Here is a 26,520-nt window from a genome sequence, read left to right as displayed (position 1 = left end):
TGGTTGCGGTGGTGGCGGTACGATCCCCGTGTTGACCGACGTGCTGGCGTAGTCGTTCAGTCCACCCGTTTCACCCGGAGAATATCCATGCAGATCAAGACCAAGGTTCGTGGCGGTCCCCGTGGTTGCGGTGGTGGCGGTACGATCCCCGGCCCCGTGCTCAGCACGGACGTGCTGGCGTAGTTCCTGGCGTCGACTGGCTTTGCCGGTTGACCTCGGCGGTATCTGTTCCTTCAACTCAGTCTTCACCAGGAGTTCATCATGCAGATCAAGACCAAGGTTCGTGGCGGTCCCCGTGGCTGTGGCGGTTCTCTTCCCTTCCCCACGCCTGTGTTGACCACGACGGACGTGCTGACGCAGGTTCCGTAGTTTTTCGTCGGGCGCCTCGGTGCCCGTATAAGACGTAAGTCGCCAGCGGGTGGTGGACCACCCGCTGGCGACTGTCATTGCGGGCAAAGACAGCCTCCCGGGCGCCACCTCTCCGGAGTGAACTCGCGCTAGGCTGGAGGGATGTCACTCCATGTCCAGAGCTATGCCTGGCAGGCCGCGATTGTCGGCAACGCCCGTCTCGGAGGTCTGGAGCTCCGGGCGCTGATGCTCGAGGACCCGTACGCCGGGGTCTTCCGCGGGGCGCCGGACAAACCCTTCCGAGGTTTCCAGGTGGAGGGAGGCTTCGAGCCGTCCTTCTATGCCTGGTTGGACTCGATGAAGGCGCGGGGGCTCGTCGCCATCCGCTCGGTCGAGGCCCTGGACCCGGCCGACTGGGTCCTCACCACGCCTCCGCCTCCGCTCCCCAGGATGCCGGAGCTGGTGCTCGTGTTTCCGGACCGGGACGTCTGGTACCAGCACGTCTTCCCGTGGCCAGGGCCCGACGGCAAGGCGAAGAATCCCGACGAGTGCTTCAGGGAGGTTCCGGAGTCGCGCTCCTCGGCCGTCCCGTCCGTGGAGGACGCGGAGCGGGAGCTGCTCGCGGCCACCCGGGCCTATGTCGACTTCGTCGGGGCGCGGGCCCGGGCGGATGACACGACGGAGGTGTTCCATGCGGAGATGGGGCGCACCGCGCTGGCGCGACTCCTGGATACGGAAGCCCAGTTCCGCGAGCGACTGGTGGCGCTGCGGGACGAGCGGCTGCGGGAGTACCGGCGCCGCGCCAAGGACTGGTACCCGGTGAAGCCGGTGACGAAGGCGATGCGCCCGCTCATCCTGGAGAACGCGGCGAAGAACCTCCAGCTCGACGACTACCTGCGCATCATGGAAGCAGCGGGGCTGTCCTGGCGGGCCGTCCGGCTGGCCTGCGCGGCCGAAAACCTGCACCCCCTCAACATGCGCCACGAGCGCACGTCCGAGGAGCAACTGCCGCCCTTCGTCCATGCGCCGGGCTATGTGGCCGTCGGCGAGCGGTTCGACCGGGCGGCGGGGGACGCGCGCAATGCCGCGGTGAACGCGCGGTAGCTTCCGGGCCGGGGCGTCTCAGCGGGGCGTGTCCACCGAGGTGCCCGTGGGGGAGGGCGCGGAGCGGGAGAGGGCTTCGCGCAAGCGTCCCTCACGCTGGGCCACGCAGACCTGGAAGCCCTCCACGGTGCCGCAGGTGACGGCGTCACCCAGTCGCCGGAAGGACTCCAGCCGGGCCGGGTCGACGATGTAGAGCGTGTCCGGAGAGAGTCGCCCCGCCGAGACGTCGGCCAGGAGCGCCTCGCAGACCTCGGAGACGCGCGCCTCGCCCCCGTGGACCTCGAGCACGGGAGCGAGCGCTGGCTCCGCGCGCTTCCGCGGAAGCGCGGGCAGGGGGCTCACCACAGCATGATGGCGGACTCGCCCGCGCGCTCCTCGTAGTAGAGCCGCAGGCGGACCACGTACTCGCGTCCCCGGAACAGCTTCAGCTTGAGGGCCGCGTTGGTGCCCAGGCCGCTGTCGTCGTCACCGGCGAGGAAGCGCAGCCCCGTGCCGCTCTTCTCGAAGAGCACCATGACGGTGTCGGAGACGCCGAACGTGCGCAGCTCGTACGTGCGGGTCTCCTGGGGCGTGAAGGTGAAGTTGCGCTGCTGTCCGGGCTTGAGCTGCAGGCGCACGGACTGGAACGGCTGCAGCGCGGTGTAGTCCTGCTCGGTGAGGGGCGGGTACATCGTCCGGGCCCAGGCCTTGTCCTGGTCCGACAGCCCGCCCTTCGGGGTGAGGCCGTTGCGGAAGTACTCGATGGGCTCCTTGATGAGCCCGGGCTGGAAGGGGTACTCCATGACGGAGTCCGGGTCCCAGGTGGAGCCCTCCACCGAGCTCGCGACCAGCTTGCGGATGATGTTGTGGAACGTCGTCTCGCGGCTCCAGCTGTTGGGGGGCCGGGCCAGCGCGGCGTAGACGGCCTCCTCGTCCCAGATGATGCCCGCGTGGGGGTTCTGGTGCTCGTGCGGGAAGCCGAGCGTGTGGCCGATTTCGTGGATGGCCGTGTCGATTTCGCGCGGGTGCTCCGTGAGGTCCCAGCCGAAGTTCATCGTCCGCTCGTCCTGCCCCTGGGCGAGGATGTCCCTGCCCACGTAGGACCAGGCGCCGTCGTCGCGCATGAAGCCGATGCGCACCTCGGCCTCGTCGCGTGAGGCCACCTCCTGGAACTTCAGGCCGAGGCCCACCTGCGTCCACCGCTCGAAGGCCGCGCGCACGACGTCCTTCTCGGTGTCCGTGGTCGTCCATGGCACGAAGCGCGTGGTGCCGTTGGCCAGCCGCACCTCCTCGCCATCCGTGGCCTTGTCGAAGAAGTAGTAGCGGAGGACCGTGCCGTTGGCCCACTTCTGCTCGTTCATGCGGATGAGGCGAAGTCGGCGCGCGTTCAAGTCCGGAGGCAGTGGCCGCTCCGGGACTTGCGGCAGTGCGCAGTAGGCATAGCCGAGCGCCTTCGTGGTTTCGCTCGTCGTGGCGCGGCCTGTCTTTCCCGCCGTCCTCGCGCGAGGCGCCGCCTTGCGGCCCCGGCGAGTCGTGGGCTCGGGTGCCGCCGCGCGGGGTTTCGAGCGCCCCCTGCCTCGCGCCCCGCCCGCGTTCTGTTTGAGTTTGTCCGTCATGGTGACTCTCCCCTGGCGGTGGATGCTCCGCCCGTCAGAGAGAGTCCCGAGGTGTTTCGTGTGACGGCGCGAGGACTGGGAGGGACGCGGCCAGCGCTCGGCGCCGGCCTCGCCCGGGCAGGGAGAGACCAGCGACGTGAAGCGGCCCGGGAGGCGTGCTCCGGGGCAGTCTCTCAGCTCGCCTTGGCGAGCACCTCGTTGGAGACCTGCGGCGGAACGACATAGCCGGCGGCCATGAGAATCTCCGAGGCGGCCATCGCGACGCGGGCTTGCACGGCGCTGGCCTGGGGCTGCTTGCAGTACACGCCGATGCCCAACACGGGACCCAGCACGCTGAACTCCGCCACCTCGACGCTGGGCGCGGGTTTGGCCTGGACATCCGGCACCAGCGCCACGCGCTCCTCGAGGGCCCGCATCAGTCCGCGGACGTCACCGCCGTGCATCATCGGAACCTTCACGACAAGCTTGCGGTGGGGGTGGTGGCTGTAGTTGACGATGTTGTCGCCGAAGAGCCGGTTGTTGCCGACGGAGATGCGCAGGTTGTCGGACGTGTCGATGGTGGTGGCGAACAGGCCAATCTCCTGCACCACGCCTGTCGCCCCCGCGGCGGAGATTTCGTCTCCCACGCGGAACGGACGCAGCACGAGCAGGAAGATGCCCGCCGCGAAGTTGGAGAGCAGGCCGGACCAGGCCGTGCCGATGGCGATGCCCGCGGCGGCCAGCAGCGCGGCGAACGACGTGGTCTCGAACCCCATCATCCCCAGGATGCCGAGCAGCAGCAGGATGGTGAGGGAGCCTGCGAACAGCGATTCGATGTACCGGATGAGCGTGGCGTCGAACTGACGCTTCTGCAGGGTGATGTTCAGCACTCGCCGGAAGGTGTTGATGACGGCGCGACCCACGAACCACAGCACCAGGGCCCCGACTGCCTTGAGCAGGAAGGGGAAGGCCTCTGCGAGTGCCAGGGTTTTCAACTGCTCGATAATGGCGTCCATGACGTTCCTGAAGCGGCGGAGAGTCCACGTCCGTGGCGCGCCAGCTTCGCGGGTGCGCATGTGCAGGGGACGGGCCAGCAGTGGGGCTGCCGGTAAGCCCCCGGATGCAAAGCACTTTCACGCCCGCGGAGGCAATCGCCCCTCGGTCTGAGCCGCCCATGGACGCGTCAGCCTCCCCCGTTGACGTGTCAGCGGGGGCCCTCCGTCAGGGGTGGGGCCCTCAAGAGGGCTTCGTGGCCGTGAGCAGCTTCTCCACCGCGAGCAGCACCGAAGCGGCGGTGGCGGGGTGCTTCACGAAGGCGGCGGGGCTGAGGTTCGACAGCCGGCCCATCAACGAGTCGGGCCCGCTCACGTTGACCAGGATGGTGCGTGAGCCCGGCCGGCCCGCGGTGCTGAGCACGTCGAGCGCGGAGCCGGTGTCCACGACGATGATGGGCGCGGGCCTGTCGCTGTCCGTCACGACGCGCAGGCCCTTCTGGTGGAACAGCTCGGTGACGAGCGTCATCAGCCGCGCGTCCGACAGGCGCACCAGGATGGGGACTCGCGTGTCCAGCTCCACGGCGGTGGCCGCCTGGGGCGCGGGGCCCTTGCCCAGCTCCCGCACGTCCGTCTTCAGCAGGCCCATCACGTCCGTCTTCAGCACGCTGCGCACGCGCTGGAGCAGCGAGGCATCCTGCGTGAGGAAGGACTTCAGCCGGCGCTCGGCTTCGGGCGGCAATTGGGTGAAGGCCACGCCCATGCCGTCCTCGCGGGACCAGACCACCTGTCCCTCGGCGCGCAGGGTCTGGGAGGCGTCAGGCAGGGTGATGCGCAGCTCCAGGGTGCTGCCCACCGGCAGCGCGCGCGGGGTGCGGATGGCCAGCCCTCCGGTGCCGATGTTCTTGCTGTACGCGCGCACCACGTCGTCCTGCGTGGCGAACGTCAGCTCCAGCACCGCGTCCGCTCGCGCGGGGCGCGGGGGAAGGGGACTGCCCTCGGGTGGCAGCGCGCCCAGCTCCAGGAGCACGTCGCGCAAGAGCTCCAGTCGTTGCTCGTCGTCGGGGCCGAGCGGTCGGGTTCGTTGTCGCTCGAGCAGCGCCTTGTACTCCTCAAGCGCGTTGACGCGTGGACTTCCCATGGAGCCCCCCTGCCTGCCTGGACTTCCGTGCAGCCTGCCATGTCCCCGCGGAGGCGCGCGAGAGGTCCGCTTCCACCCTGTCGTGATGGATACACCCTGGTATAGCGGGCCGCATGGACGTTCCCTGTGCGCTCCCTCCCCGCCCGGGTCTGCTGTCGAGCCTGCTGCGCTGGAGCGCGGCCTGCGCGGCGATACCTCCGCTGCTGACGCCCGCGCTGTTGCTGGGCCCGGTGAGCCAGGGGGCGTCGGATGCACTCATGCGCGCCTGGTGCCTCTGGGCGCGGCGGGTCTTCGGCGTGGACGTGGAGGTGGTGGACCACAACGCGGGCCGGTACGACGCCGCCGCGTACGTCTTCCTGCAGTTGAATCAGACGAGCCTGAGCGAGACGTTCGTGACCCCCCCGGCGCTGCCGCGACCCGCGCTCATCTTCATGAACCTGGGGTTCGCGGTGCTGCCCTTCGCGGGGTGGGTGCCGCTGTCGCAGGGCTCCACGGTGGTGGTGCGGCAGTGGCATGCGCAGGCGCGGCGCGCGGTGGACCGGGCCACGGAGGCGCTGCGGCGGGGGGCCAGCTACTACATGTCCATCGAGGGACTGCGCAGCCCCGACGGTGCGCTGGGGCCCTACAAGAAGGGCGCGGCGGTGCTCGCGATTCGCTCCGGGGCGACCATCGTCCCCATGGTGTTCCATGGGGCGCGCGCGGTGCTTCCCGTCGGCGAATGGCGGGTGCGCCCGGGCCGGGTGCGCGTCGAATTGCTGCCCGCGATGGAGACGCGGGGCCTGCGTTACGAGGACCGGGATGCGCTCCTCCAACGGCTGCGTGAGCTCGCGGAGGCTCACGGGCTGGGACGGCCGCCGGGGTGAAGTCCCACGCCGGGGCCGGCCCCGAGTAGGCTCGGCGTCATGTCCTACCAACGCAACCCGGTGAAGGCGCCCCGCGTGTCGGGGTTCGCGCTCAAGGCGTTCGTCAACACCCTGGAGAGTGGGGTCGGCGCTCCCGTGCTGGAGAAGCTGGTGCGGGACAGTGGCATCACCCAGTGGCGCGAGCTGCCCGCGGGTGACGCACCTCCGCTCCAGTTCCCGCTGCCGCCCGGCGCGCCCGCGACGGAAGTCCAGTCCCCGCAGGAGCAGGCCGCGCGTGCCATCGCCGCGCAGGCCGTGACGCCGGAGCGCGAGACGGTGGGCTCGTACGCGCGCGCCTACCGGGAGGGGGGAGCGGACCCTGTCGCCGTGGCGCGGCGGTTGAACGAGGCCATCGACCGGCTGGAGCGGGGCGAGGCGCGAATGGGCTTGTTCATCGCGCGCAAGCCCGACGAGGTGCTCCGCGCCGCCGAGGCGTCCGCCGAGCGCCTGCGCGCTGGTCGTCCGCTGAGCGTGCTGGACGGTGTGCCCGTGGTGCTCAAGGACGAAGTGGACCTGGCGGGTTTCCCCACGACGTTGGGGACGCGGTTCCGCAATCAGGTGGCCTCGACGGACTCGACGGTGGCCGCGCGCCTGCGGGCCGCGGGCGCGCTCATCCTGGGCAAGGCCAACATGAATGAGATTGGCATCAACCCCATCGGGTTGAATCCGCACCACGGTGCCGCGCGCAACCCGTGGAACCGGGCGCACATCACCGGGGGCAGCTCCAGTGGCTCGGCCGCCGTCGTGGCCGCGGGCCTGTGTCCGCTGAGCATTGGCGCGGATGGCGGTGGCTCCATCCGGATTCCGGCGGCGCTGTGCGGCATCGTCGGGCTCAAGGCGACCTGGGGCCGCATCCCGGAGACGGGCGTGCCGCCGCTGTGCTGGAACGTGGGCCACGTCGGGCCCATGGGACTCACCGTCGACGACGTCGCCGCGATGTATTCGCTGCTGGCGGGGCCGGATGGCAAGGACCTGGTCTCGCAGACGCAGCCGCCGCATCACCTGTCTGGTTACGAGCGCACGGATTTGATGGGGGTGCGGCTGGGCATCTGCTGGCCCTACTTCGAGGATGCCTCGCCGGACGTGGTGGCGCGCTGCAAGGACGCGGTGCGCGCCCTCACCGACGCGGGCGCGACGGTGGTGGAGATTCCCGCGCCTGACTTGAACACGGTGCTGTGGACGCACAGCTGCATCATCCTGAGCGAGATGGCGGAGTCGATGCTTCCGCACTCGCGCGCCAATTCCGCGGACTTCGGGCTCGACTCCCGCACCAACCTGGCCATCGGCCGGCACTTCCGCGCCACGGACCTGATTCATGCGCTGCGCCACCGCCACCGGCTGACTCGCGACTTGTTGGCCGTCATGGCGGACGTGGACGTCATCGTCACGCCGTCGACAGCCACCACCGCGCCGCTCATTCCGGAGGCGACGTTGCCGGATGGCGAGTCGAACCTTCCCGTGGTGGATGCGCTGATGCGCTTCGTGCGCGAGGGCAACCTGACGGGCTTCCCCGCGCTGTCAGTCCCGGCCGGCTTCGACCGCGCGGGCCTGCCGGTGGGTGTCCAGCTCATGGGGCGCCCGTATGAGGAGCACCTGCTCCTGCGCCTGGGCCGCGTGGTGGAGCGCGCCACGGCGGCGCGGACTCCCGCCATCCACGTCACGGCCTTGCGCTGACCTGGCGCGCGGTGTGCGCGCGTGTCACGGCGCGGAGGGCTTCACGGGCCTGGCGCGCCGACTCTCCCGGGTGGACATCTCCAGGGTGCCGTCGGGTGTGACGATGACGTCGCCGCCCGCGCAGGAGATGAACAGCCGGCCGTCTTCCATCGTCCCGGCGACCTTGGGCGAGCCGGGCAGCGCCCTCCAGGGCTCGGCGACATAGGAGTCACCCTTGGGGACGATCCGGTACAGCATTCCGCGATGACTGGAGAGGTGGGCCAGTCCCGTGACGGCGACGAGGGTGCCACCGATGCGGTGGATGGACCGCGTGTTCTCCTTCAGCAGCACCGTGGTGGCTCGCTTCGCGCTCCGGTGGACCAGCTCGCCTCCCCACTCTCCCCGGTTGGTGCCCAAGAGGTGCCCGTTCGCGACGCGCAAGCCACAGCCCGGCTCCGCCTGGAAGTTCTGGACGCGCCAACCCTTCTCGGCCCGGGTGCGCACCTGCATGGGGTACTTCAGCGGCTTGAGGTCCTTCTCGGAGAGTTCGTCGCTCCCCGGGACGAAGGGCGGCTCGACCGGGTTGGGCGTGTCGTCGACCGAGAACCGGTAGTGGAGGAACTCCGAGGGAAAGTGCGGATCCTCGGTGTACGTGGCCTCGCCCCGGATGACCTTGATGGCCTGGAGCGCTCCCTTGCGCACGAAGGGATACCAGTGCTCCTTCGCGACGCGCTCCAGCGGCCCCACGGCTTTCTGGGCCTTGAACTTTCCGAGGGCCTCGACCGAGACGATGACCATCCGCCAGTCCTTCTCGTCGTTGAGCTGGGCGATGAGCAGGTCGGTTGCGTCCGTGTACTGGAGGTAGCCCATGGCATGGACCGCCGCGACGCGTATCTCCCAGTTCTCGTGGGTCAGCAGCTCGACGAGTGCACCGCCGGCTCCGCGCCCGTCCTGACGCAGCTTCGCGAGGTCTCGCAGCAACGGGATGGTGGGCTCGACGCGCAGCTGTTGGGCGAAGAGCGCCGCGGTCAGCTCGGGGCGGATGCTGATGAGTGCCAGGTCGATGTCACGCTTCAACCGGGGCGTCTTCTCACGAAACTGCTCGAGCCTGTCGGCAGCGGGCTGGGCGAGAAAGCCGATGCATCCCAGCAGTCGTATCGCGTGGACCTGGTTCTTGGGATGAGTCTTCTCCTCCGCCATCACCGCGAGGAGCGGCTCGATGGCGGGGCTCGCCTTGTCCTTCATTTCACGCAGCAGCTCGCAGGCGACGTCGACGTACGCGGGTTTCCGGGGCTTGGGAGCGCGCAGTGACTCCGTGAGTGCGAGGGCTCCTTTGCCTCCCGCCGTTTCCAGGGCGCCGGTGATCTGGTTGTGTCTCGAGGGGTATTCATCGAGGGCCTCCGTGAGGAAGGCCAGGGCTCGAGGCGTTCCGATGTGGCCGATGGCCCGCTCGACCCACGGCGTGCCCTGACGCTGCGCCTCGATGAGCGGCTCCAGATGCTGCTCGGTGAGCCCCTCGATGTCGCCCAGGGTGTAGCCCGCGAGCACGCGCACGCCCACCTTGTCGCTGTCGAGCATGGCGAGCAGCGGGGGAATGGCGGCCGCGCCATGGGCCTGAATGGCCGTCGCCATGGCTTGTCGTTCCTTCTGGATTCCCGAATCTTCTACTTCGTCGTCCGTTTTCGAATCGTCATGCGCGACGTCCTGGAAGCGATCCAGGAGGTCCGTGAGCGGCTCGCGAGCGTCGGGCGTCGGCGCGGAGCCCAGGGCCAGGGTGGTGGTGAAGGCGATGATGAGGGCGAAGCTCAATTCCAGGCCTCCGGGACGCGCGGATGGGTGGACAGCCTACACCTGTGCCGTGACACACGACTCGGGAACGGGGCGGGGCTGGTCCGGGGACCTCGTGGGGCGGCTAGCATGGCGCCATGTCGGAACGGGGAGACGCGGGGCGCCGGGAAGGGGACGACGGGCCCACGATGGATGGCAGCGAGGCGCCGGAGGACGCGTGCGCTCCAGACCTGGGCGTGGCGGAGGTGGCGATGGGCGAGCGCTTCGACTCGCTGGAGCTGCTGGGGCGCGGGGGGATGGGGGAGGTCTACAAGGCGAGGGACCGGAGGTTGGGTCGCTTCGTGGCGCTCAAGTTCGTGCGGGAGGCGGACCCGGACCGCGTCATGCGCTTCCTCCAGGAAGCCCGCGCGCAGGCGCGCATCGTCCATCCTCACGTCTGCCGCGTGTACGAGGTGGGCCGTGTCGGCGCGCGGGACTTCATCGCGATGCAGCTCGTGGACGGCACCCGGCTGGACCGCGTGGCGCCCGACATGTCGCTGGGCGAGAAGGTCCAGGTGATGCGGGAGGTCGCCTCGGCGATGCACGAGGCGCATCGGCTGGGCGTCATCCACCGCGACCTCAAGCCCTCCAACATCCTGGTGGAACGGCAGGAGGAGCGGCGCTGGTACCCGGTGGTGACGGACTTCGGGCTGGCCCACGACGCGGACCTGGAGCAGGGGCTCACGAAGACAGGGGCGGTGCTGGGCACGCCGTCGTACATGGCTCCCGAGCAGGCGCGCGGAGACCGCGCCAGCGTGGACCGGCGCACGGATGTCTATGGCCTGGGCGCCACGCTGTACGAGCTGCTGACAGGGGTGCCGCCGTTCCGCGACACCACCTCCGTGGGCACGTTGCATCAGGTGTTGCACGAGGACGTGGTTGCTCCTCGCCTGCGCGTGCCGGAGGTGGCGGGCGACCTGGAGACCATCGTCCTGACGTGTCTGAACAAGGACCCGGCGCGACGGTATGCCTCGGCGCGCGCGCTGGCGGAGGACCTGGACCGGTACAGGGATGGCGAGCCCATCCTCGCGCGAAGACCGGGGCTCGTCGCACGAGGACGGCTGTGGGCTCGCAAGCACCGCGCGCTCGTCGTCGTCTCCGCGGTCTCCCTTCTGAGTGTGCTGGTCGTCTCCGTCCTGGGGGTGCGCTCGTGGAGTCAGGCCGAGGGACGCGCCCGCCTGGCGGAGCACCTGGGGCAGCAGGTGAAGGACGTGGAGTGGCTGATGCGCGCGGCCTTAATGGCGCCGCTGCATGACACGCGTCCGGAAGAGCGGCTCGTGCGGGAGCGGATGGTCCAGCTCACCTCGACACCGCATGCGCTGGGGGTGCATGGCGAGTCGCTGGTGCACTACGCACGAGGTCGCGGCCATCTGGCGATGGGCGAACTGGAGCAGGCCCGCGAGGAGCTGACTCGCGCGGCGGGGCTGGGGCTGGATTCCCCCGAGCTGAATCTGGCGTTGGGGAAGACGCTGGGCGGCCTGTACCTCCTGGAGATGGAGACGGCGCGACGCCGGGGCGGGCCCGAGTGGGTGGCCGAGCATGCGCGGACCCTGGAAGTGGACCTCCTCGCGCCCGCCCTGCGTGCGCTGGAGCGAGGGCAGGGCGCGGCCGGGGAGTCGCCACGGCTGCTGGCGGGATGGATGGCGTTCTATCGCCAGGACCTGGCTGGGGCGGAGGCCGCCGCGTCGGGTGCGGAGGCCGAGACTCCGTGGATGTTGGAGCCGCGGATGCTCGCGGCGGACGTGGCTCATGCGCGGGCCATGGAGCGACTGGGGCGTGGAGACTACGAAGCCGCGCGCGCGGACTTCCTGGAGGCAGCGCGTCGCTATGAACGGGCGCTGGAGCTGGGACGCAGCGATGCGCGGGGCCACGAGGCGCTCGCGGAGGTCTGGCTCCAGCAGGCGGACCTGGACCGGAAGCAGGGCCGCTCGCGCAAGGACTCGTTGTCGCTGTCGCTGGAGGCGAGTGAGCGGGCGCTCGTCGCATCGCCCATGCGCGCGTCCGCGCACACGAAGCGGGCGCTGGTGTTGATGAATGCCTATCGCGCGGCGAATCCCCTGGATGGGAACGAGGAGCCGAAGCGGCTCCTGGGAGAAGCCATTGCGTCCGCCTCGCGAGCCATCGAGCTCGAACCCCGGGAGGTCCTGGCGTACGACACGCTGGGCTTCAGTCTCTTCTTGCGGGGGCTTCAAGTCGCGCGCGAGGGCGGAGACCCCGGGGCGTCGTGGGACGAGTCCGTGGCCCAGCTCACCCGGGCACTGGAGCTGGAGCCGGCCTATCCCTGGGGGCACAATGACCTGGCGCTCGTGCATCGCTGGAAGGGCAACCATCAGCGCGAGCACGGCCTGGATCCGCGCCCCGAATATGAGGCTGCGGGGAAGCACCTGCGGCTCGCGCTGCGCACGGACCCCCGGTACCTCTTCGCGCACTCGAACCTGGCGGAGCTGCACAACGCGCTGGCGACGTATTCGCTCTCACGAGGCGAGGACCCGAGCCCGGACGTGGAACGCGCATTGGAGGCGGGACAAGGCGCGCTCGCGTTGGATGGTCGCTTCTACTCCGCGCTGAACGAGGTGGCGCTGGCGGAGCTGACCCACGCCTCGTACCTCATCGACGTGGGAGGTGACGCGAGTCCCACGTTGACCCGGGCGCTCGATGCACTCGCCCGCTCGCTGAGCATCAATGCGACGGCGGGACGCACCCACTTCCATGTCGCGTCGGCGCACTTGTTGTTGGCGACCCAGGCGGTGCGTGACGGGAAGTCTCCCGAGACTCCGCTGGCGGATGGGCGCCGGGCGCTGGAAGAGGCGTTGCGTGTGGACGCGCGCTGCGCGGATTGTCGCGTCGTGGGCTCGAGTCTCGAGTTGATGGGCGCGGAGTGGGCCCAGCGGCAGGGGAGGAGCGCGGTGGAGACGCTCCTGCGAGCCCGTGCCGAGGCCCGTCGCGCCGTGGCGCTCTATCCGTATCTCGAGGCCCACGTGTCGCTCGCGCGGGCTTCGTGGAAGCTGGCGGAGGCGCAGCCCCTCGCGGAGGCGAGAGTCGCGCTGGCCGAGGGCTTGAAACAGGTGGAGCTGGCGATGCGGCTCGACCCGAATCAGGCGCAGGCACATGCGCTGCGTGCCGGGCTGTTGTTCATGGAGGCGCGGGTGGGCTCCACGCAGGAGGAAGGTGTCCGTCAGGCGAAAGCCGCGCTCGCGCGAGCCCTGGAACTCAACCCCTTGCTTCGTCGTGAGTACATCGAACTGATACGAGGCCTGGACGCCATGGTCCAGGTCCCCGTCGCAGGACCTGCAAAGTGGCTGGCCCCCGTAGAACATCCAGGGGTCATCCACCTCCAGGCACCCGGCGGTGAACGGTTGCTCGACACCCAGCGAGGCGTGAAGCCCCGTCAGCGGTGACCCTGACATCATTGCGCATGGATATGGGTAACGGAATGAAAGACAATGCAGGGCGGCGGTTCGGAAGGCCAGCAGCGCTCTGGCTGGGATTGTTTCCATGGGTCAGCCGTGGACAGCCCACCGGCGCGCCAGGAGCGCAGGTTTCGACAGGCGCTGCTCTGTCGGGGGCTCAGGCTCAAGCCCGTATCGCCGCTGGCGATTCCCATTCGCTGGCGCTGCGCTCAGACGGCACTGCGTGGGGCTGGGGCTACAACGCATTCGGCGAGGTGGGGGAGGGCATCACGAGCAAGCGCTCCACCCCGGTGCCAGGGCTGATCGGGATATAGCCGCATCCTCCTGGTGAGCGAGCGCAACGCGGACACGGTGGACCTGTACCGCACCGGATTGTCGAGACACCCAGGCGGTCGTAATCAGGCCGCTTGTTTCAGCTGCGGCAGCGCTCGCCGGGCCTGACTCGGAGAGAGGAAGTTGTGGCGCTCCAGCAGCCGGTGCTCGTTGTATCGGTGGGCCCACTCCAGCAGGGCCGTCCGGAGGTACTCCACGGGGGAGAAGATGCTCACCCAGAGCAGGTGCTCCTTGAGGGTGCGAATGAAGCGCTCGGCGCAGCCGCTGCCCTCGGGGCCTTCGAACAGAAGCAGTACCCGGGTGTGAGCAGCAACCAGAGAACCAGGGTGACCCGCGCCATTGCAGTTATCGATGAGAGGAGGCTCCTCTTCCGTCTGGCTCACCTGGATGCTAGGTATCAAATATTCAGCTCTTTCTACCGTCACCAAATCCTCATGAACGCCTCCGCCGTCAATGCGTCCCCAGCCTTTGACAGTCGTCCACTACCGCAGCCGCCTGCAGCCGTGACGCCCTTTCTGTCGGATGTCGCCACGAAGAGAGGAGGGGGCTGGTGAAGGGCTTCGGCTGTCTAGCGGTGCTGTTTGGGGGTGCACTCAAGCTCTGGTCAGCCTGTTGGGTAATCGCCCTGCTCGTCGCCCACGCGCACGGGAAAATACAGGAGCCGGCCAAAATGGTTGCCGCCCTGTGGGGGGTGATGGTCGTACTCCCCTTCCTGCTCGGCCAATTTCTGTGGAAGAAGGGGCGTTCGTCCCAAGAAGAGCGCGAGCCCGCTCACTGGGTAACGCCGACAGTGGAGAGCCGTGACCCCATGGCTGAGCTGGCTGACTTCATCCGCAACAAGGGGGATGTCACCGTCAAGGACGTGGCCATCTTCTGTCAGGTGTCGGAAGAGAAGGCTGAACAATTCATCCTGAAGCTCATCGCCGCCGGTGAAATCAACCGAGTCTTCGAACCCCAGAAGGGGGCTTACGTTGTTTCCTCCTTCACCCCGGGGCGGACTTCCGCCGGCTTCCTGTCGAGCGCTGTTTCCCTCGGCAACGTGAGCACAGATGCATCCGCTTCATCAGAAAACGTCACTGTCTCAACTCGGCGCCTCGAGCACCGCTGCCCTTCGTGCAACGCTCCACAGGACCTCGGCGAATCAAGTCCCGGAGACAAGCGCGTCTGTCCCTATTGCGATATCGCCTTCCTGGTGGTCGCCGCGTCGCCCGGCCCCTGAACAAAGAGCCCGCCTGCTGCTGGAGGAGGAGATTCGAGGCCTGCTGACGTCCTTGGGGCACCTGGACGTGGTTACACTCCGCCTTGGCCCTGACCTGCTGGGCACGCCCTAGTGTCGCGGTGGCAGGCCCGTCGCGAGCTTGCCGTTGTCCCGCCACAGGATGAGCTGTCCCGACGGTGCCTCACAGCGCTCGATTCGGGGGCCATGTTCCGGATGCAGGGGAATCTCCGGGTGACGCCGGTGCTCGGGATTGAGGCAGACCGCGCCCTCGGGACTCCAGAGGGCCTCCAGGAAGTCGGTGCGCTCGATGCCACCCTCCGCGTCTCGCCCAAACCCATACTCATCCCGTTTGACGATGCGAGTGCCCGTCAGTGTGTAGCTCTTGAGGTCGCCCTTGCCCACGAAGTACGCCGCGCGCTTCGCCTGGAGACAGGAGCCATAGACATATTCCCGATTCGGGTCCGACACCCCTGTCTGGGGATTCCAGGGGCTGTAACCCCAATCCAGGCACGTGACGATGGCGCCGGACTCGCAACCAAGCGTCGTGACGTTGGCGTCGGCGGTGACGGCGGCATTCATGTCATCCACCACCCGCCCCGGGAGGATGCCCACCCGGCCCCGCGCGGACCCGCCGCACGGATTCGTCCAGGCCGGATGGTTGCCATTGGGGTCTCGCAACCGGTGTCGCACCTCGTACTTCTGAAGCTGGAACGGCGGGAGGAGTTGGTCGGCTCCCAGAGGGACGAGCTGGAACTCGAAGAAAGTCTCCTCATCCGGCACGTTCCGGAAGAGCACGTCGAACGTGAAGCCCGCGAGCGCCGGCCCCTGGAGCGTCTGGATGTCCTCTGGCTTGCTGCACTTCGTCCGCGACTGACAGTAATTGACGACGAGCTGGTCCCCCTGTCCCTGCACGCTGTGAATCGCAACGAAGCTCGCGGGAGCGCCCTGCGGCGTGCGACCGAGCTGGCCCGGCAATACCCCCCGGAGCGTCGCGGTGTAGAAGAGCGTGCCCATGAGGCGGTCCCTCCCCTTGAGCACCACGTCCCCGGGCGCGCGGTTGACGAAGGCCTCCGGGCAGAACCGGAACTCCGTCCCCTGGGTGAAGCAGAAGTCGCTGCCCTCGACGATGTAGATGCCCTGGCCGTTCGAGTTGTCCGGGATGCACTGCCCCGTCGGACACTCCAGCGGCGCCAGCGGTTGGGCCGTGGGCTCCAGGGGCGGGCAGTCCTTTCCCTTGCAAGGTGTGACGGGCAACTGGGTCTCCGAGTCCGTCACGTACTTGTCGCCCACGTCGGGCTGCCGGGGGTTCGGGTCTGAAGGTGACGGCGGGAGCTGGAGGGGCTTGAGGCAGGCGCTCGCGCCGAGGAGCGCCAGTGTCGCCAGCAGGATGGGGCCGGTGGTCCGGTGGGCTCCCCGCACGGGCGCCGCGATGTCGTCAGTCATGTTCCTCATGGTGGTGTCCCCTGGTGCCTCGTGATGCGTGCGCCCCATAGCGAGCGCCGTGCCACGGTTGAACGCGCCCCCGACATTCCCGTCGCCAGCGGGAGCCTGTCCTCGCGAGGCGCCCGAGTCGCTCCGGAAATGGCACAAGCGCTGGCACCGTGCCGTGTGCCACCGCCCGGCGCGTATGATGACCCGGCATGGAACACGATGGGTCGACGCTCCGGCCGAGTGGTGATGGACGAGGGATGGAGGTCTCGGACGCGGCGCGCGTTCCCGGGCTGGTGCGCCTGTTTGGCGGAGGGGCGGCGCTGGCAGTGGCTCTCCGGCTCCCGCTGGAGGGGCTGGAGCTGGGGCGAGGTCCCCAACTCGGCGACGTCCAGGACCCGAGGATGTCGCGGCGCCATGCCCAGGTCCGCTTCGACGGGAAGCACTTCTGGGCCGTCGACCTGGGAAGCCAGAACGGAACCTGGGTGGATGGAGAGCCGCTCGCGCCCGGCGCGCCTCGCGAGGTGCGCGCCGTGCTCCGGATGGGAGACTCCCTCTTCGTGCCGAGCGTCGACGTGCGGCCCCTGGAAGAACACGGCGTCGGACTGGTGGACGGCTTCGTGCGGGGGCCCGGTGGCCAGAGGCTGCTCGCGGAGGTGATTCGCGCCGCGGAGCTGGGCTTCTCGCTCCACATCCATGGAGAGAGCGGCTCCGGCAAGGAAGGCATGGCGCGCGCCTTCCACCAACACGGTCCCCGGCGCGAGGGCCCCTTCGTCGCCGTCAACTGCGCGGCCATTCCCGAGGGCATCGCGGAGCGGCTCCTCTTCGGTGTCCGGCGCGGCGCGTACTCCGGCGCGGAGGCAGACGCCCAGGGATACCTGCAGGCCGCGGATGGCGGCACGCTGTTCCTCGATGAAGTGGTGGAGCTGGACCTGGCCGTCCAGGCCAAGCTGCTGCGCGCGCTGGAGACGCGCGAGGTGCTGCCCCTGGGCGCCTCCCGGCCGAAGACGGTGGACCTGCACCTGTGCTCCGCGAGCAACAAGGACCTGCGCGCCCTGGTGGCCCGGGGCGGGCTGCGCGAGGACCTGTACTTCCGCATGGGCCGGCCCGAGGTGGTGGTGCCTCCGCTGCGCCAGCGCCCCGAGGAGCTGCCCCTGCTGCTCCAACGCGAAGCGGAGCGGGTGGCGCCGGGGCTCGGGCTCCACGTCTCCCTGGTGGAGCAGTGTCTCCTGCGGCCCTGGCCGGGAAACATCCGCGAACTCCTGGTGGAGCTGCGCAGCGCCGTCCAGGCCGCGCTGCTTCAGGGCGCCACCCGGGTGGAGGCTCGACACCTGAGCCCGAGCGCGGGAACAGCCTTTGGCCCCGGAAGCGTCACCGTGCGCGCCGGCCCCGAGCCTCGCGCGGATGCGACGGAGCGCGCCCAGGGGGATGTCCAGGAACGGGCCCGGATTGAAGAGGCCCTGCGCCAGCAGGGAGGCAATGTCTCCGCGACGGCGCGCGCGCTCGGCCTGCACCGCACCCAGCTTCGACGGCTGCTGCGCCGGCATGGCCTCGACGGCGCGGAGTCCTCCGAGCCCGAGTGAGCCGCGTTCTCCTGGATGCGCGCGCCCCGTGTGTGAGCCCGCATGACGGAGTGTCCGGTATCTCCTGGCGTCGCCGCCGGGCGTGGATGTCTACAATCCTGATGGACGACGCTGTTTCAAGCTCCTTTTCAATTTTGCCATTGCAGTCGTCCGCCAGGGCTTGTGTGTATTTGAGCTGGTAAAACAGGGAAAACCTGCCAGTATGCCGCGACGCGGCGAAGAAGGACTTTCACCGTCGCGCCAAGGTCCCGCGCCAGGCCGGACGTCATTCCCTGTCATCCGGAAGCGGGCAGGAGGAGTCGTTTCGTGCAACTGCGTCGACATGTGGGTTGGGTAGCCGTCGTGTTGGGTGCATCCCTGGTGGCCGCGTGTGGCCCCGCCGCGCCGTCAGCTCCCGCGCCCGAGCCGGAGTCGGAGGGCCAGGTGTCCTCGCCGCTCACGGAGCTGGTCGTCAATGGAACCTTCAGTGGCGGGACGGTGGCGCCGTGGTGGAGCGGTGCCAACTCCCAGTCGGTGGTGGAGAACGGGAAGCTGCGCATCAACGTCACGGGGACCCCCGCCAATCCCTGGGATGCACCCTCGGGACAGGACAACATCGTCCTGGTGAATGGCCGGGCGTACACCCTGTCCTTCACGGCGTCCGCGTCGGCGACCGTGCGGGTGCGGGTGACGGTGCAGTTGGGGGCCGCGCCGTACACCGCGCCGCTGGACCAGTACATCACCCTGGATGGCACCACGCGCACCTTCACATTCCCCTTCACCTCGAACCTGGCCACGACGGCGGGGCAGGTGACGTTCCAGCTCGGCGGCGTGGGCGCCTTCTCGGCCTTCCTGGACAACATCTCCCTCACCACGGAGGACGGCGGGGGTGGCACCGGGCCGGTGGGGATGACGAGCGGCTTCTACGTCGACCCCAACTCCAACTCCGCCGTCTGGGTGCGCAACAACGGTGGGGACTCCCGCGCGGCGCGCATCCAGTCGTCCATCGCGAGCAAGGCGGGGGCGCGCTGGTTCGGCAACTGGAGTGGAGACATCGCCTCGGCGGTGTCCAGCTTCGTCGCCGCCGCGGACACGGCGGACAAGCTCCCGGTGCTGGTGGCCTACAACATTCCCGGACGCGACTGCGGCAGTCACTCCGGCGGAGGCGCGGGCAGTCCCGAGGCCTACCGCACGTGGATCTCCGCCTTCGCCACCGGCCTGGGCAACCGCCCGGCCATCGTCATCATCGAGCCGGACGCGGTCGCCCAGCTCGACTGTCTGCCCAATGATGCGGAGCGACAGACGCGGCTCGGCCTCCTGCGCTACGCGACGGAGCAGCTGAGAGATCGTGCGCCGAACACGTGGGCCTACCTGGACGGTGGCAATGCCAACTGGATTGCCGCCGACACGATGGCGCAGCGGCTGGAGTCCGCCGGCGTCCGCAACATCCGGGGCTTCGCGCTGAACGTGTCGAACTTCTACACCACGGCCCAGTCGACCACATACGGGGCGGCGGTGAACGGCGCGCTCAATACGCGCTACGGCTACACGAAGCCCTTCGTGGTGGACACCAGCCGCAACGGCAATGGCCACAATGGCGAGTGGTGCAATCCGGCGGGCCGCAAGCTGGGCGTGCTGTCACAGGTGGGTGGGGGCGCGGAGATGCTCCTGTGGGTGAAGGTGCCCGGAGACTCCGACGGCAACTGCGGCATCGCCCCCACGACTCCAGCGGGCCAGTTCAGCCCCGACATCGCCATCCGCCTCATCGACGGGACCTGAGCCCAGGGGCTCCCGGAGCGCGCGACGAATCAGCCGCGCTTCGGGAGCAGCCGGGCCAGCTCGCGGTCCAGCGCCGCGGCGAAGCGCTGGCGGTCCTGGGCGTTGAAGCCGCTCGGGCCGCCTGTCACGACGCCGCTCTCCCGCAGCTCCTGCATGAAGTTCCGCACGGAGAGTCGCTCGGCGATGTTCTCCTCGGAGAACAGCTCCCCACGAGGGTCCAACGTCACCACGCCTCGCGGCACCAGCAGCGCCGCGAGCGGGATGTCCTGGGTGACGGCCAGGTCCCCGCGTTGGGCCGACGTGGCGATGTGCTGGTCCGCCACGTCGAGCCCCGCACCCACCTGCACGGTGGAGACGAACTCCGCGCGGGGCAGGTTCATCGCCCGGTTGGCCACGAACACCAGGGGCACCTTGAGGCGCTGTGAGGCGCGCAGGAGGATTTCCCGGACGGGGCCCGGACAGGCATCGGCATCGACCCAGATTTTCATGCGGCCCGCATCCTCGCGTGGATTCACGGCGCGGTGCTCCGGAATATTCGGCGTGGACCGTGCAGTGCGTCGACGAGCGCTCACTGGATGACGGCGACCCGGAGTGAACGTTGCCCCGTTGCGGACGAAGTGCTTGACGACGCGGGAGCGCGGCGCTCGGATGCGCGCCCATGTCCGAGCTGCTCACCCGCGCTGAAGCCTCGAATTACGCCGAAACCTCGCGTCATTCCGACGTGCTCGCCTTCATCGATGAACTCTGCCGCCGCACGAAGCTCGCCCGACGGGTGGACTTCGGGACCAGCGGCGAGGGTCAGCCGTTGGTGGCGATGGTCGTGAGCGACCGCAACTGCTTCACGCCAGAGCTGGCGCGCAAGCAGAAGAAGGTCGTCGTGCTGGTGGAGGCCAACATCCACGCCGGCGAGGTGGAGGGCAAGGAGGCGCTGCTCGCGCTCGCGCGGGATTTGACGCTGACGAAGCTGGGCGCGAAGTTGCTCGACAAGCTGTGCCTGGTCCTGGTCCCCAACTTCAACCCGGACGGCAATGACCGCATCAGCCCCAACAACCGCAAGCTCAACCTCAAGAGCCTGGAGGGGCAGGTCAATCCCGAGGGCGGCGTGGGCACGCGCTACACGGGCGAGGGGTGGAACCTCAACCGCGACAGCACGAAGCAGGAGGCGCCGGAGACGCGCGCCATGGCGAAGCTGCACCAGACGTGGTGGCCCGAGCTGTTCATCGACTGCCACACCACGGACGGCAGCATCCACGCCTTCGACCTGACGTTCGACACGTCTCACTCGAACGAGCCGCTGTTCCAGGAGCTGCGCGACTACAACCGGGCGATGCTGGAGCGCGTCTCCGAATCGGTGAGCAAGCGCCACGGGTTCGACAGCTTCTGGTACGGCAACTACCGCGAGGAGGACGTGCCCGCCTCGGGTTGGCACACGTACCCGGCGCTGCCGCGCTTCGGCAGTCACTACCGGGGCCTGCTTGGCCGGCTCGACGTGTTGCTGGAGACGTACAGCTACATCGACTTCCCGCGCCGCTGCGCCGTGACGCGCGCGTGGCTGTTGGAGCTGTTCCGCGAGGCGGCCCGGAGCTCGAAGGCGTTCCTCTCCGTCACGGAGGCCCAGCAGGCGGCCATCATCGCGCGCGGCAAGACGCCGGACCTCCAGTCGCTGGTGGGCATCAACTACGGCGTCGCCACCCGGGACGCGCAGGGCGCGCTGACGTTCGACTACCCGGCCTATGCGAAGGACGGGGACCTGGCGCGCATCCAGGCGTTCGACGAGAAGAGCATCGCGGAGCATCGCTTCCCCGGGAAGAAGCGCCGCGTCTACCGCGTGCCGCACTACCGCACGTTCATCCCGACGCAGGCGGTGAGCACGCCGGAGGCGTACCTGGTGCCCGCGGAGCTGGCGCCCCGGCTGGAAGGGCAGGGCATCCGGTTCGAGGTGCTCCCGAAGGCGCGCCACTTCCTGGTGGACAGCTACCGGATTGCCCGGCGGGAGGAGACCTTCAGCCCCGACGTCGCGGCGAACGTGCCCGCGCCCGGCGAGGCCGAGGTGCCGCTGAGCCTGAAGCCCAAGCCGGTGCGCTTCGAGACGGTGCTGACGGTGTCCTCCGAGCGGACGAAGCGCGAGTTCGCCCAGGGGACGCTCTACGTGCCCACGGCGCAGCGCGCGGGCACGCTGGCCGTGTACCTGCTGGAGCCGCACTCGGACGATGGCTTCTGCCGGTGGCAGTTCCTGGACACGATGCTGGAGGTGGGCGGGCTCTACCCCGTGCACCGCGTGGTGAGCCCCGCCCCGGCTCCGAAGAAGGCGGAGTGAACGAGCGCGCGCTGGGGCCCCGTGCTCAGTTGGGGCTCCAGCAGAACTGACCGGTCTCCGCGGGGGCGGAGGTGACGCCCGTCGCATCCGTCACGCGGAACCGGACGTGCTTGCGGTAGTAGGTACCGGTGGTGGAGCGCTTGAAGACGCACGTCTCCTCGCACGACGTCGTCCCGACGCCCCAGTAGGGGCTGTTGGGGCCGTGTGGCTGGATATGTCCCTGGTGCCTCCAGATGACAGGCGCTGTTGAGTTGCAACTGTTTGCGGTATGCCGGCAGGGGTTGGGGCTCAAGACAGGGCGTTCCGTGAGACATTGAACCCGGGGCCACTGTCGCGCCACAGTGCGGGGTTTCGAAGGGGAGGCGCTCATGAGGAAGTCCGTCGGACTGAGTCTGTGGTTGATGTTGGGCCTGGGCTGCGCGCACTCGTCCGGGAAGCCCCAGGACGTGGTGTCCACCGTGGGCGCGATGACCTCGCAGGAGTTGTCCCTGCGCGCGGAGAAGGCCTACGACGCCGAGGACTTCGCCACCTGCGCCGATTTGCGGCGCCAGTCCGCGGAGGCCCTGACGGACCCCGACCTTCGCGCGGAGGAGTACTACTCCGCAGCCGGCTGCGCTTCTCTCGGAGGGCGCACCGAGGACGCGATGGCCTTCCTGAAGCGCGCGGCCGACAGTGGTTTCCCCTCCGTGGATCAGCTCCAGTTCGACCCCGAGCTGGCCTCGCTCCACTCGCTGCCGGGCTGGGCGCAGGTGGTGGCGGGCGTCCAGGCCAACCTGGACAAGGCGGGCACCCCACCCATGCCCATCCCCGTGCTCGCGACCATCGACGTGTCGCGCTCGCGTCGCGCCACCGCGGCCGAGGTCATCAAGATGCTCGGCCTGGAGGTGGGCAAGCCCATCGTCCGCAGCCGTCATCTCATGAAGAAGCGGGAGGAGGCGCTGCGTCAGCGCTTCAACCTCGCCTACACCCACGTGGGCGTCATCGCGTTCTTCGCGGAGGAATTGAAGGGGCAGGCCTTCGCCAGCGTGGACCTGGTGGACGCCGAGGATTCGCACCGCTTGAGCTTCCTCCCCGCACCCACCGGACACGTGGAGGACCCGGAGGGGCTCATCGCGCACTGGCTGGAGTACGAAGACAAGGTGGTGCGCCTCATGCGCTCCGGCGCGCTGAACACCGACCAGCCTCCGTCCTGTCGCGTCGCCCACTGCTCGTTCGGGTTCGGTCACCCCGAGCTCGCTCCCTACGAGCCGCGCTTCGTCGAGAAGGCCCCCGCCGCTCGGGAGGCGCTGCTGCGCGTGCTGCGCGAGGACGCCGATGCGAACCGCCGCTCGGCGGTCCCCTATGTGCTGGGTTATGCCGGCACGCCGGAGCAGGTCATCGGGTGGCTCCTGCCCTTCTTCAAGGACCCGGACTCTGGCGTGCGCAACAACGTCGTCCGCTCGGTGCTGGCCTTCCAGCAGGGCCTGGACCGGCCGGTCGTCGACCTGTCCAAGGTCTTCGAGGCGATGACGATGCCGGACGTGTCGGACCGGAACAAAGGCACCTACCTGCTGGAGATGGTGCTCCAGAAGCTCTCGCCCGACGAGCTGAAGGCCCGCCGCGCGGAGGTGCTCCAGAAGGTCGGCACGCTGCTCGTGGACATGTCGGCCTACCAGCAGCCCATCAATCGCGAGCCCGCGGTGCTGGTGCTCCAACTGCTCTCTGGTGAGAAGTTCGAGCGTCCCGAGCAGTGGCGGCAGTGGCTGTCGAGCCAGGGCGGCTGAGCGACGCTCCGTTCGTCCCTGTCCGCGAGCGGTTTGTCCCAGGCCTCGTGGAAGCCATCCCCGGGGCCCGCTACCCTTGCCCGTCATGCGCGAAGAGGAGACGGCGAGACTCCGGGCTGGTGAGGTGGCGCCCCTGCCATCCTGGGCCGTGTGGCCGGGCGCCCTGGGCTGGTGGCTCGCGGACGCGCTCATCTCCGTGAGCCAGGTCCAGCTCCTCCAGCGCATCGGCGAGGCGGAGGTCGCCGGGGGCGCGCTGTGGCGCATGTCCCTGGCCAGCTCCCTGTTGTGGGTGCCCATCACCGTGATGTGTCTGCGCCTGTCGGAGCGTGTCCCCCTGGCGTGCGGGCGCCTGCCTTCCGCCCTGGGCTTCCATCTGGTGGCCTTGCTTCTGGTGGTGTTCGGCAGGGCGACCTTCGTCGTGCTCACCCAGGACCTCATCGGCTGGTACGAGCGCGAGCCCCGCGTGCTCGACGTGCTGGCCCAGAGCGTCGTCAACAACCTGCTGCCCTTCGTGCTGCTGACGGCGGGCGCCCACGCCCTGGGCCTCGCCCGCCGGGCGCATGTGCGTCAGCGTCGCGCGGACCAGCTCCAGGCCCAGCTGGCGGAGGCTCGGCTCCAGGCGCTCGCCTCGCAGCTCCGGCCACACTTCCTGTTCAACGCGCTCAACGCCGTGGCCTCGCTGGTCCACGCGGACCCGGATGCCGCGGAGCGCATGCTGGCGCGACTGGGCGACCTGCTGCGCCACAGCCTGGAGTCCCATGCACGACAGGAGGTGACGCTGCGCGAGGAGCAGGCGGCGCTGGCTCCCTATCTGGACATCGAACAGATTCGCTTCGGGCCCCGCCTGGAGGTGTCGTGGCGGCTGGCTCCGGACGTCCTGGATGCACGGGTGCCCTATCTGGCGTTGCAGCCCCTGGTGGAGAACGCCATCCGTCACGGACTGGCGCCGCGCGCGGAGCCGGGGCGGATTGAAATCTCCGCCGAGCGGGAAGGGGACGTGCTGCGGCTGTTCGTGCGGGACGACGGCATGGGGCCGCCCGTGGGAGGCCCGCCTCGCGGTGGAGGCGTGGGCCTGTCCAACCTGCGAGCGCGACTGGCGACCCTCTACGGGGGCAGGGCGGGGCTGGAGCTGCGGCAGGGCACGCCCCGGGGCGCGGTGGTGGAATTGCGCGTGCCGCTCGACGCGGGCTCCGAGGGGGCTCGGGTGGCGGCATGAGCGTGGAACCGGTGGAGTCGACGCTGCTTCGCGTGGCGCTCGCTGACGACGAGCCGCTGGCGCGCTCCCGGCTGCGCGCACTGCTGGCGGCGGAGCAGAACGTCGAAGTGGTGGCCGAGGCGACCAGCGGCGCGGAGGCGGTGCGCGCGGTGCTCCACACGTCGCCGGACGTGCTGCTGCTGGATGTCGAGATGCCCGCGGGTGACGGCTTCGAGGTCCTCCGCGCGCTGCCTCCAGAGTCGCTCCCCGTGGTCGTCTTCGTCACCGCGTGGCAGCAGCACGCCGTGCGTGCGTTCGAGGCGCAGGCGTTGGACTTCCTGCTCAAGCCCTATGACAAGGAGCGCTTTCGCGCCGCGCTGGTCCGGGCACGCGAGCAGGTGCGCCTCGTGCGGCGCAGCGAGGCCGTGGCGCGCCAGGAGGCCCTGCTGTCGGGGCTCGCGATGGCGGAGGCCCCTCTGCGCAGGCTGCCCATCAAGGTCGACGGGCGCATCCGCTTCGTCGACTGCTCCACCATCACCCACGTGGAGTCCGAGGCCAACTACGTCCGCGTCCACGTCGGGGGCGAGCAGCACGTCCTGCGAGAGACGCTGACGCATCTGGAGGAGCGGTTGGACCCACGTCGCTTCCTCCGCGTGCATCGCTCCGTACTCGTCAATCTGGACCAGGTGCGGGAGATGGAGCCCCTGTCCCAGGGCGAATACCTGTTGGTGCTGGGCCCTGGCGGCACCGCCGTGCGCACCGGGCGCAGCCATCGCGCTCGCGTGGAGTCCGCGCTCGGACTGGGTCCAGGTTCGGACGGAGCGCGCTGAGGCGCGTCCCCGAGGGGCTCCCGTCCGTCCCGCGTCCCTCTCGCTTCATCCCCGCTTCCCGGACAGCGGCGGGCAACGCGCGTACCTCTTGGGCCATGGCGGGAACGACGTCACTTCCTCCCGCCACATCTCGAGAGGAATCCGTCATGTCATCGTCATTTCGTCGCATCCCCGTGGTGCTCGCGGCGCTGGTGCTGTGCGCCGCCATGTCCGCTTCGGCCTCCGCGCCTCGCACGCCCGAGGTGTTCGCCCCGGGGTTCGTCTCCCTTCCGGGCCAGGAGGAGTGGCGCATCGCCTTCACTCCGGATGGGCGCACGGCCTTCTGGGGCGTGAGCCCCGGCTTCTTCCCCGAGACGCGCCAGGCCACCATCGTCTTCTCCGAGCTGCGCCATGGCCGATGGACGGAGCCCCGCCCCGCGTCGTTCTCGGGCGTGTATTCGGACATCGACCCGTTCGTCTCGCCGGATGGACGTCGGCTGTTCTTCTCCTCCATCCGTCCCGTCAACGGCGCGCCGCGCGAGGATGTGGAGATGTGGGTCGTCGAGCGACGCAGGGACGGCGGCTGGAGTGCGCCGCGTCACCTGGGGGCCGCGGTGCACAGCCTCGGTGACGAGCTGTACCCCAGCGTGGACGAGGACGGCACGCTGTACTTCGGCTCGGACCGTGAGGGCGGCTTCGGCGGCTGGGACGTGTGGCGCTCGAAGCTCCGCGCGGATGGCAGCTACGGGCCCGCGGAGAACGTGGGCCCCGCCGTCAACACCGAGCTGTGGGAGTTCAACCCGAACGTCCTGCCGGACGGCGACACGCTGTTGTTCGCCTCCATCGGTCGTCCGGAGGGCTACGGCTACGGCGACCTCTACGTGGCCACGCGCACGTGGCGCGGCTGGCAGCCGGCCCGCAACCTGGGGCCGACGGTGAACACCGCGCTGGACGAGTACCATCCGACGCTCTCGCCGGACCACCGCACGCTCTACTTCGTGCGGCACCAGTATGAGCCGTTCCTCCCCAGTGACCTCTTCCACGTCCAGGTCGGCCGGCTCCTCTCCGATGCCGGCTCGTGCGACGTGCGCGACTGAGCGCCCAACGCGGCTTCCACCCGGAGCCAGGGGTCTGACTCCGGGCGGAGGCGCGATGTGGCTTCCG

At 69.3% G+C, this 26,520-nt stretch carries 21 protein-coding genes and 1 pseudogene; 13 read left to right on the top strand and 9 right to left on the bottom strand.

Going from position 1 to position 26,520, the window contains the following annotated elements:
* Positions 1-510: 510 nt before the first annotated feature.
* Positions 511-1,452: a hypothetical protein gene (locus HUA74_RS37890; RefSeq protein WP_174458490.1), complete on the top strand. Its 942-nt coding sequence runs from the start codon at positions 511-513 to the stop codon at positions 1,450-1,452.
* Between the two features lie 18 nt (positions 1,453-1,470).
* Here the strand turns inward: HUA74_RS37890 and HUA74_RS37885 are convergent, their stop codons facing one another.
* The 4 genes from HUA74_RS37885 to HUA74_RS37870 all read right to left on the bottom strand — a co-directional run bounded on the left by HUA74_RS37885 (position 1,471) and on the right by HUA74_RS37870 (position 5,159).
* Positions 1,471-1,740, bottom strand: a complete 270-nt coding sequence (locus HUA74_RS37885) for a hypothetical protein (protein WP_174458489.1) — start codon at positions 1,738-1,740, stop codon at positions 1,471-1,473.
* Between the two features lie 50 nt (positions 1,741-1,790).
* Entirely contained in the window at positions 1,791-3,047 is a 1,257-nt protein-coding gene (locus HUA74_RS37880) for a M12 family metallopeptidase (protein WP_174458488.1), read from the bottom strand.
* 173 nt (positions 3,048-3,220) lie between these two features.
* Entirely contained in the window at positions 3,221-4,042 is an 822-nt protein-coding gene (locus tag HUA74_RS37875; RefSeq protein ID WP_174458487.1) for a mechanosensitive ion channel family protein, read from the bottom strand.
* A gap of 220 nt (positions 4,043-4,262) precedes the next feature.
* Positions 4,263-5,159, bottom strand: coding sequence for a TIGR02266 family protein (locus tag HUA74_RS37870; RefSeq protein WP_174458486.1), 897 nt, complete (start codon positions 5,157-5,159; stop codon positions 4,263-4,265).
* A 113-nt stretch (positions 5,160-5,272) separates the two neighbouring features.
* On the opposite strand from HUA74_RS37870, the gene HUA74_RS37865 reads away from it, so the two are divergent.
* A complete protein-coding gene (locus HUA74_RS37865) occupies positions 5,273-6,022 on the top strand; it encodes a 1-acyl-sn-glycerol-3-phosphate acyltransferase (protein WP_174458485.1) in 750 nt (249 codons plus the stop codon).
* 39 nt (positions 6,023-6,061) lie between these two features.
* Complete coding sequence (locus HUA74_RS37860) at positions 6,062-7,735, top strand: amidase (protein ID WP_174458484.1); 1,674 nt, start codon at positions 6,062-6,064, stop codon at positions 7,733-7,735.
* A 24-nt stretch (positions 7,736-7,759) separates the two neighbouring features.
* Here HUA74_RS37860 and HUA74_RS37855 read toward each other — a convergent pair whose 3' ends face one another.
* Positions 7,760-9,523 (bottom strand): HEAT repeat domain-containing protein, encoded by a 1,764-nt coding sequence (locus tag HUA74_RS37855; protein WP_174458483.1) that lies wholly within the window; start codon positions 9,521-9,523, stop codon positions 7,760-7,762.
* Positions 9,524-9,639: 116 nt separating this feature from the next.
* Between HUA74_RS37855 and HUA74_RS37850 the strand changes: the two genes are divergently transcribed.
* Both HUA74_RS37850 and HUA74_RS46505 read left to right on the top strand, forming a co-directional pair.
* The gene (locus HUA74_RS37850; RefSeq protein WP_174458482.1) at positions 9,640-12,939 is read left to right on the top strand and encodes a serine/threonine-protein kinase; all 3,300 of its coding nucleotides are present in this window, start codon (positions 9,640-9,642) and stop codon (positions 12,937-12,939) included.
* Positions 12,940-12,956: 17 nt separating this feature from the next.
* Positions 12,957-13,265, top strand: a complete 309-nt coding sequence (locus HUA74_RS46505; RefSeq protein WP_174458500.1) for an RCC1 domain-containing protein — start codon at positions 12,957-12,959, stop codon at positions 13,263-13,265.
* 84 nt (positions 13,266-13,349) lie between these two features.
* On the opposite strand, the pseudogene HUA74_RS37840 reads toward HUA74_RS46505, so the two are convergent.
* Positions 13,350-13,559 (bottom strand): annotated as a pseudogene (locus HUA74_RS37840) (integrase core domain-containing protein); the annotation flags it as partial.
* 275 nt (positions 13,560-13,834) lie between these two features.
* On the opposite strand from HUA74_RS37840, the gene HUA74_RS37835 reads away from it, so the two are divergent.
* Positions 13,835-14,503, top strand: coding sequence for a hypothetical protein (locus tag HUA74_RS37835; protein ID WP_174458481.1), 669 nt, complete (start codon positions 13,835-13,837; stop codon positions 14,501-14,503).
* 108 nt (positions 14,504-14,611) lie between these two features.
* Here HUA74_RS37835 and HUA74_RS37830 read toward each other — a convergent pair whose 3' ends face one another.
* Entirely contained in the window at positions 14,612-15,955 is a 1,344-nt protein-coding gene (locus HUA74_RS37830; protein WP_174458480.1) for an ADYC domain-containing protein, read from the bottom strand.
* Between the two features lie 236 nt (positions 15,956-16,191).
* Between HUA74_RS37830 and HUA74_RS37825 the strand changes: the two genes are divergently transcribed.
* Together HUA74_RS37825 and HUA74_RS37820 are read left to right on the top strand one after the other, a co-directional pair.
* Positions 16,192-17,514: a sigma 54-interacting transcriptional regulator gene (locus HUA74_RS37825; RefSeq protein ID WP_254625438.1), complete on the top strand. Its 1,323-nt coding sequence runs from the start codon at positions 16,192-16,194 to the stop codon at positions 17,512-17,514.
* Between the two features lie 306 nt (positions 17,515-17,820).
* Positions 17,821-19,272, top strand: coding sequence for a glycoside hydrolase family 6 protein (locus HUA74_RS37820; protein ID WP_174458478.1), 1,452 nt, complete (start codon positions 17,821-17,823; stop codon positions 19,270-19,272).
* A 29-nt stretch (positions 19,273-19,301) separates the two neighbouring features.
* Here the strand turns inward: HUA74_RS37820 and HUA74_RS37815 are convergent, their stop codons facing one another.
* Positions 19,302-19,760 carry a YaiI/YqxD family protein gene (locus tag HUA74_RS37815; protein ID WP_141643811.1) on the bottom strand — a complete coding sequence of 153 codons (459 nt, stop codon included), beginning with the start codon at positions 19,758-19,760 and terminating at the stop codon, positions 19,302-19,304.
* A gap of 170 nt (positions 19,761-19,930) precedes the next feature.
* On the opposite strand from HUA74_RS37815, the gene HUA74_RS37810 reads away from it, so the two are divergent.
* Positions 19,931-21,589: a M14 family metallopeptidase gene (locus tag HUA74_RS37810; RefSeq protein ID WP_174458477.1), complete on the top strand. Its 1,659-nt coding sequence runs from the start codon at positions 19,931-19,933 to the stop codon at positions 21,587-21,589.
* Between the two features lie 25 nt (positions 21,590-21,614).
* Here HUA74_RS37810 and HUA74_RS37805 read toward each other — a convergent pair whose 3' ends face one another.
* Positions 21,615-21,881 carry a hypothetical protein gene (locus HUA74_RS37805; protein ID WP_174458476.1) on the bottom strand — a complete coding sequence of 89 codons (267 nt, stop codon included), beginning with the start codon at positions 21,879-21,881 and terminating at the stop codon, positions 21,615-21,617.
* Between the two features lie 76 nt (positions 21,882-21,957).
* Between HUA74_RS37805 and HUA74_RS37800 the strand changes: the two genes are divergently transcribed.
* The 4 genes from HUA74_RS37800 (at position 21,958) to HUA74_RS37785 (ending at position 26,453) form a co-directional block, all read left to right on the top strand.
* The gene (locus HUA74_RS37800) at positions 21,958-23,352 is read left to right on the top strand and encodes a HEAT repeat domain-containing protein (protein WP_174458475.1); all 1,395 of its coding nucleotides are present in this window, start codon (positions 21,958-21,960) and stop codon (positions 23,350-23,352) included.
* 85 nt (positions 23,353-23,437) lie between these two features.
* Positions 23,438-24,568 carry a sensor histidine kinase gene (locus tag HUA74_RS37795; protein WP_174458498.1) on the top strand — a complete coding sequence of 377 codons (1,131 nt, stop codon included), beginning with the start codon at positions 23,438-23,440 and terminating at the stop codon, positions 24,566-24,568.
* Complete coding sequence (locus HUA74_RS37790; protein ID WP_141643816.1) at positions 24,565-25,377, top strand: LytTR family DNA-binding domain-containing protein; 813 nt, start codon at positions 24,565-24,567, stop codon at positions 25,375-25,377. The genes HUA74_RS37795 and HUA74_RS37790 overlap by 4 nt, the downstream gene beginning before the upstream one ends.
* Positions 25,378-25,523: 146 nt before the next feature.
* Positions 25,524-26,453: a PD40 domain-containing protein gene (locus HUA74_RS37785; protein WP_174458474.1), complete on the top strand. Its 930-nt coding sequence runs from the start codon at positions 25,524-25,526 to the stop codon at positions 26,451-26,453.
* The last annotated feature ends 67 nt before the right edge of the window (positions 26,454-26,520 follow it).

The sequence above is a fragment of the Myxococcus sp. CA051A genome (genome assembly GCF_013336705.1).
Classification (GTDB): Bacteria; Myxococcota; Myxococcia; order Myxococcales; family Myxococcaceae; genus Myxococcus; species Myxococcus llanfairpwllgwyngyllgogerychwyrndrobwllllantysiliogogogochensis.
Note: the sequence above shows the minus strand (reverse complement) of the source record. Positions and strands in the feature narration are given on the sequence as shown.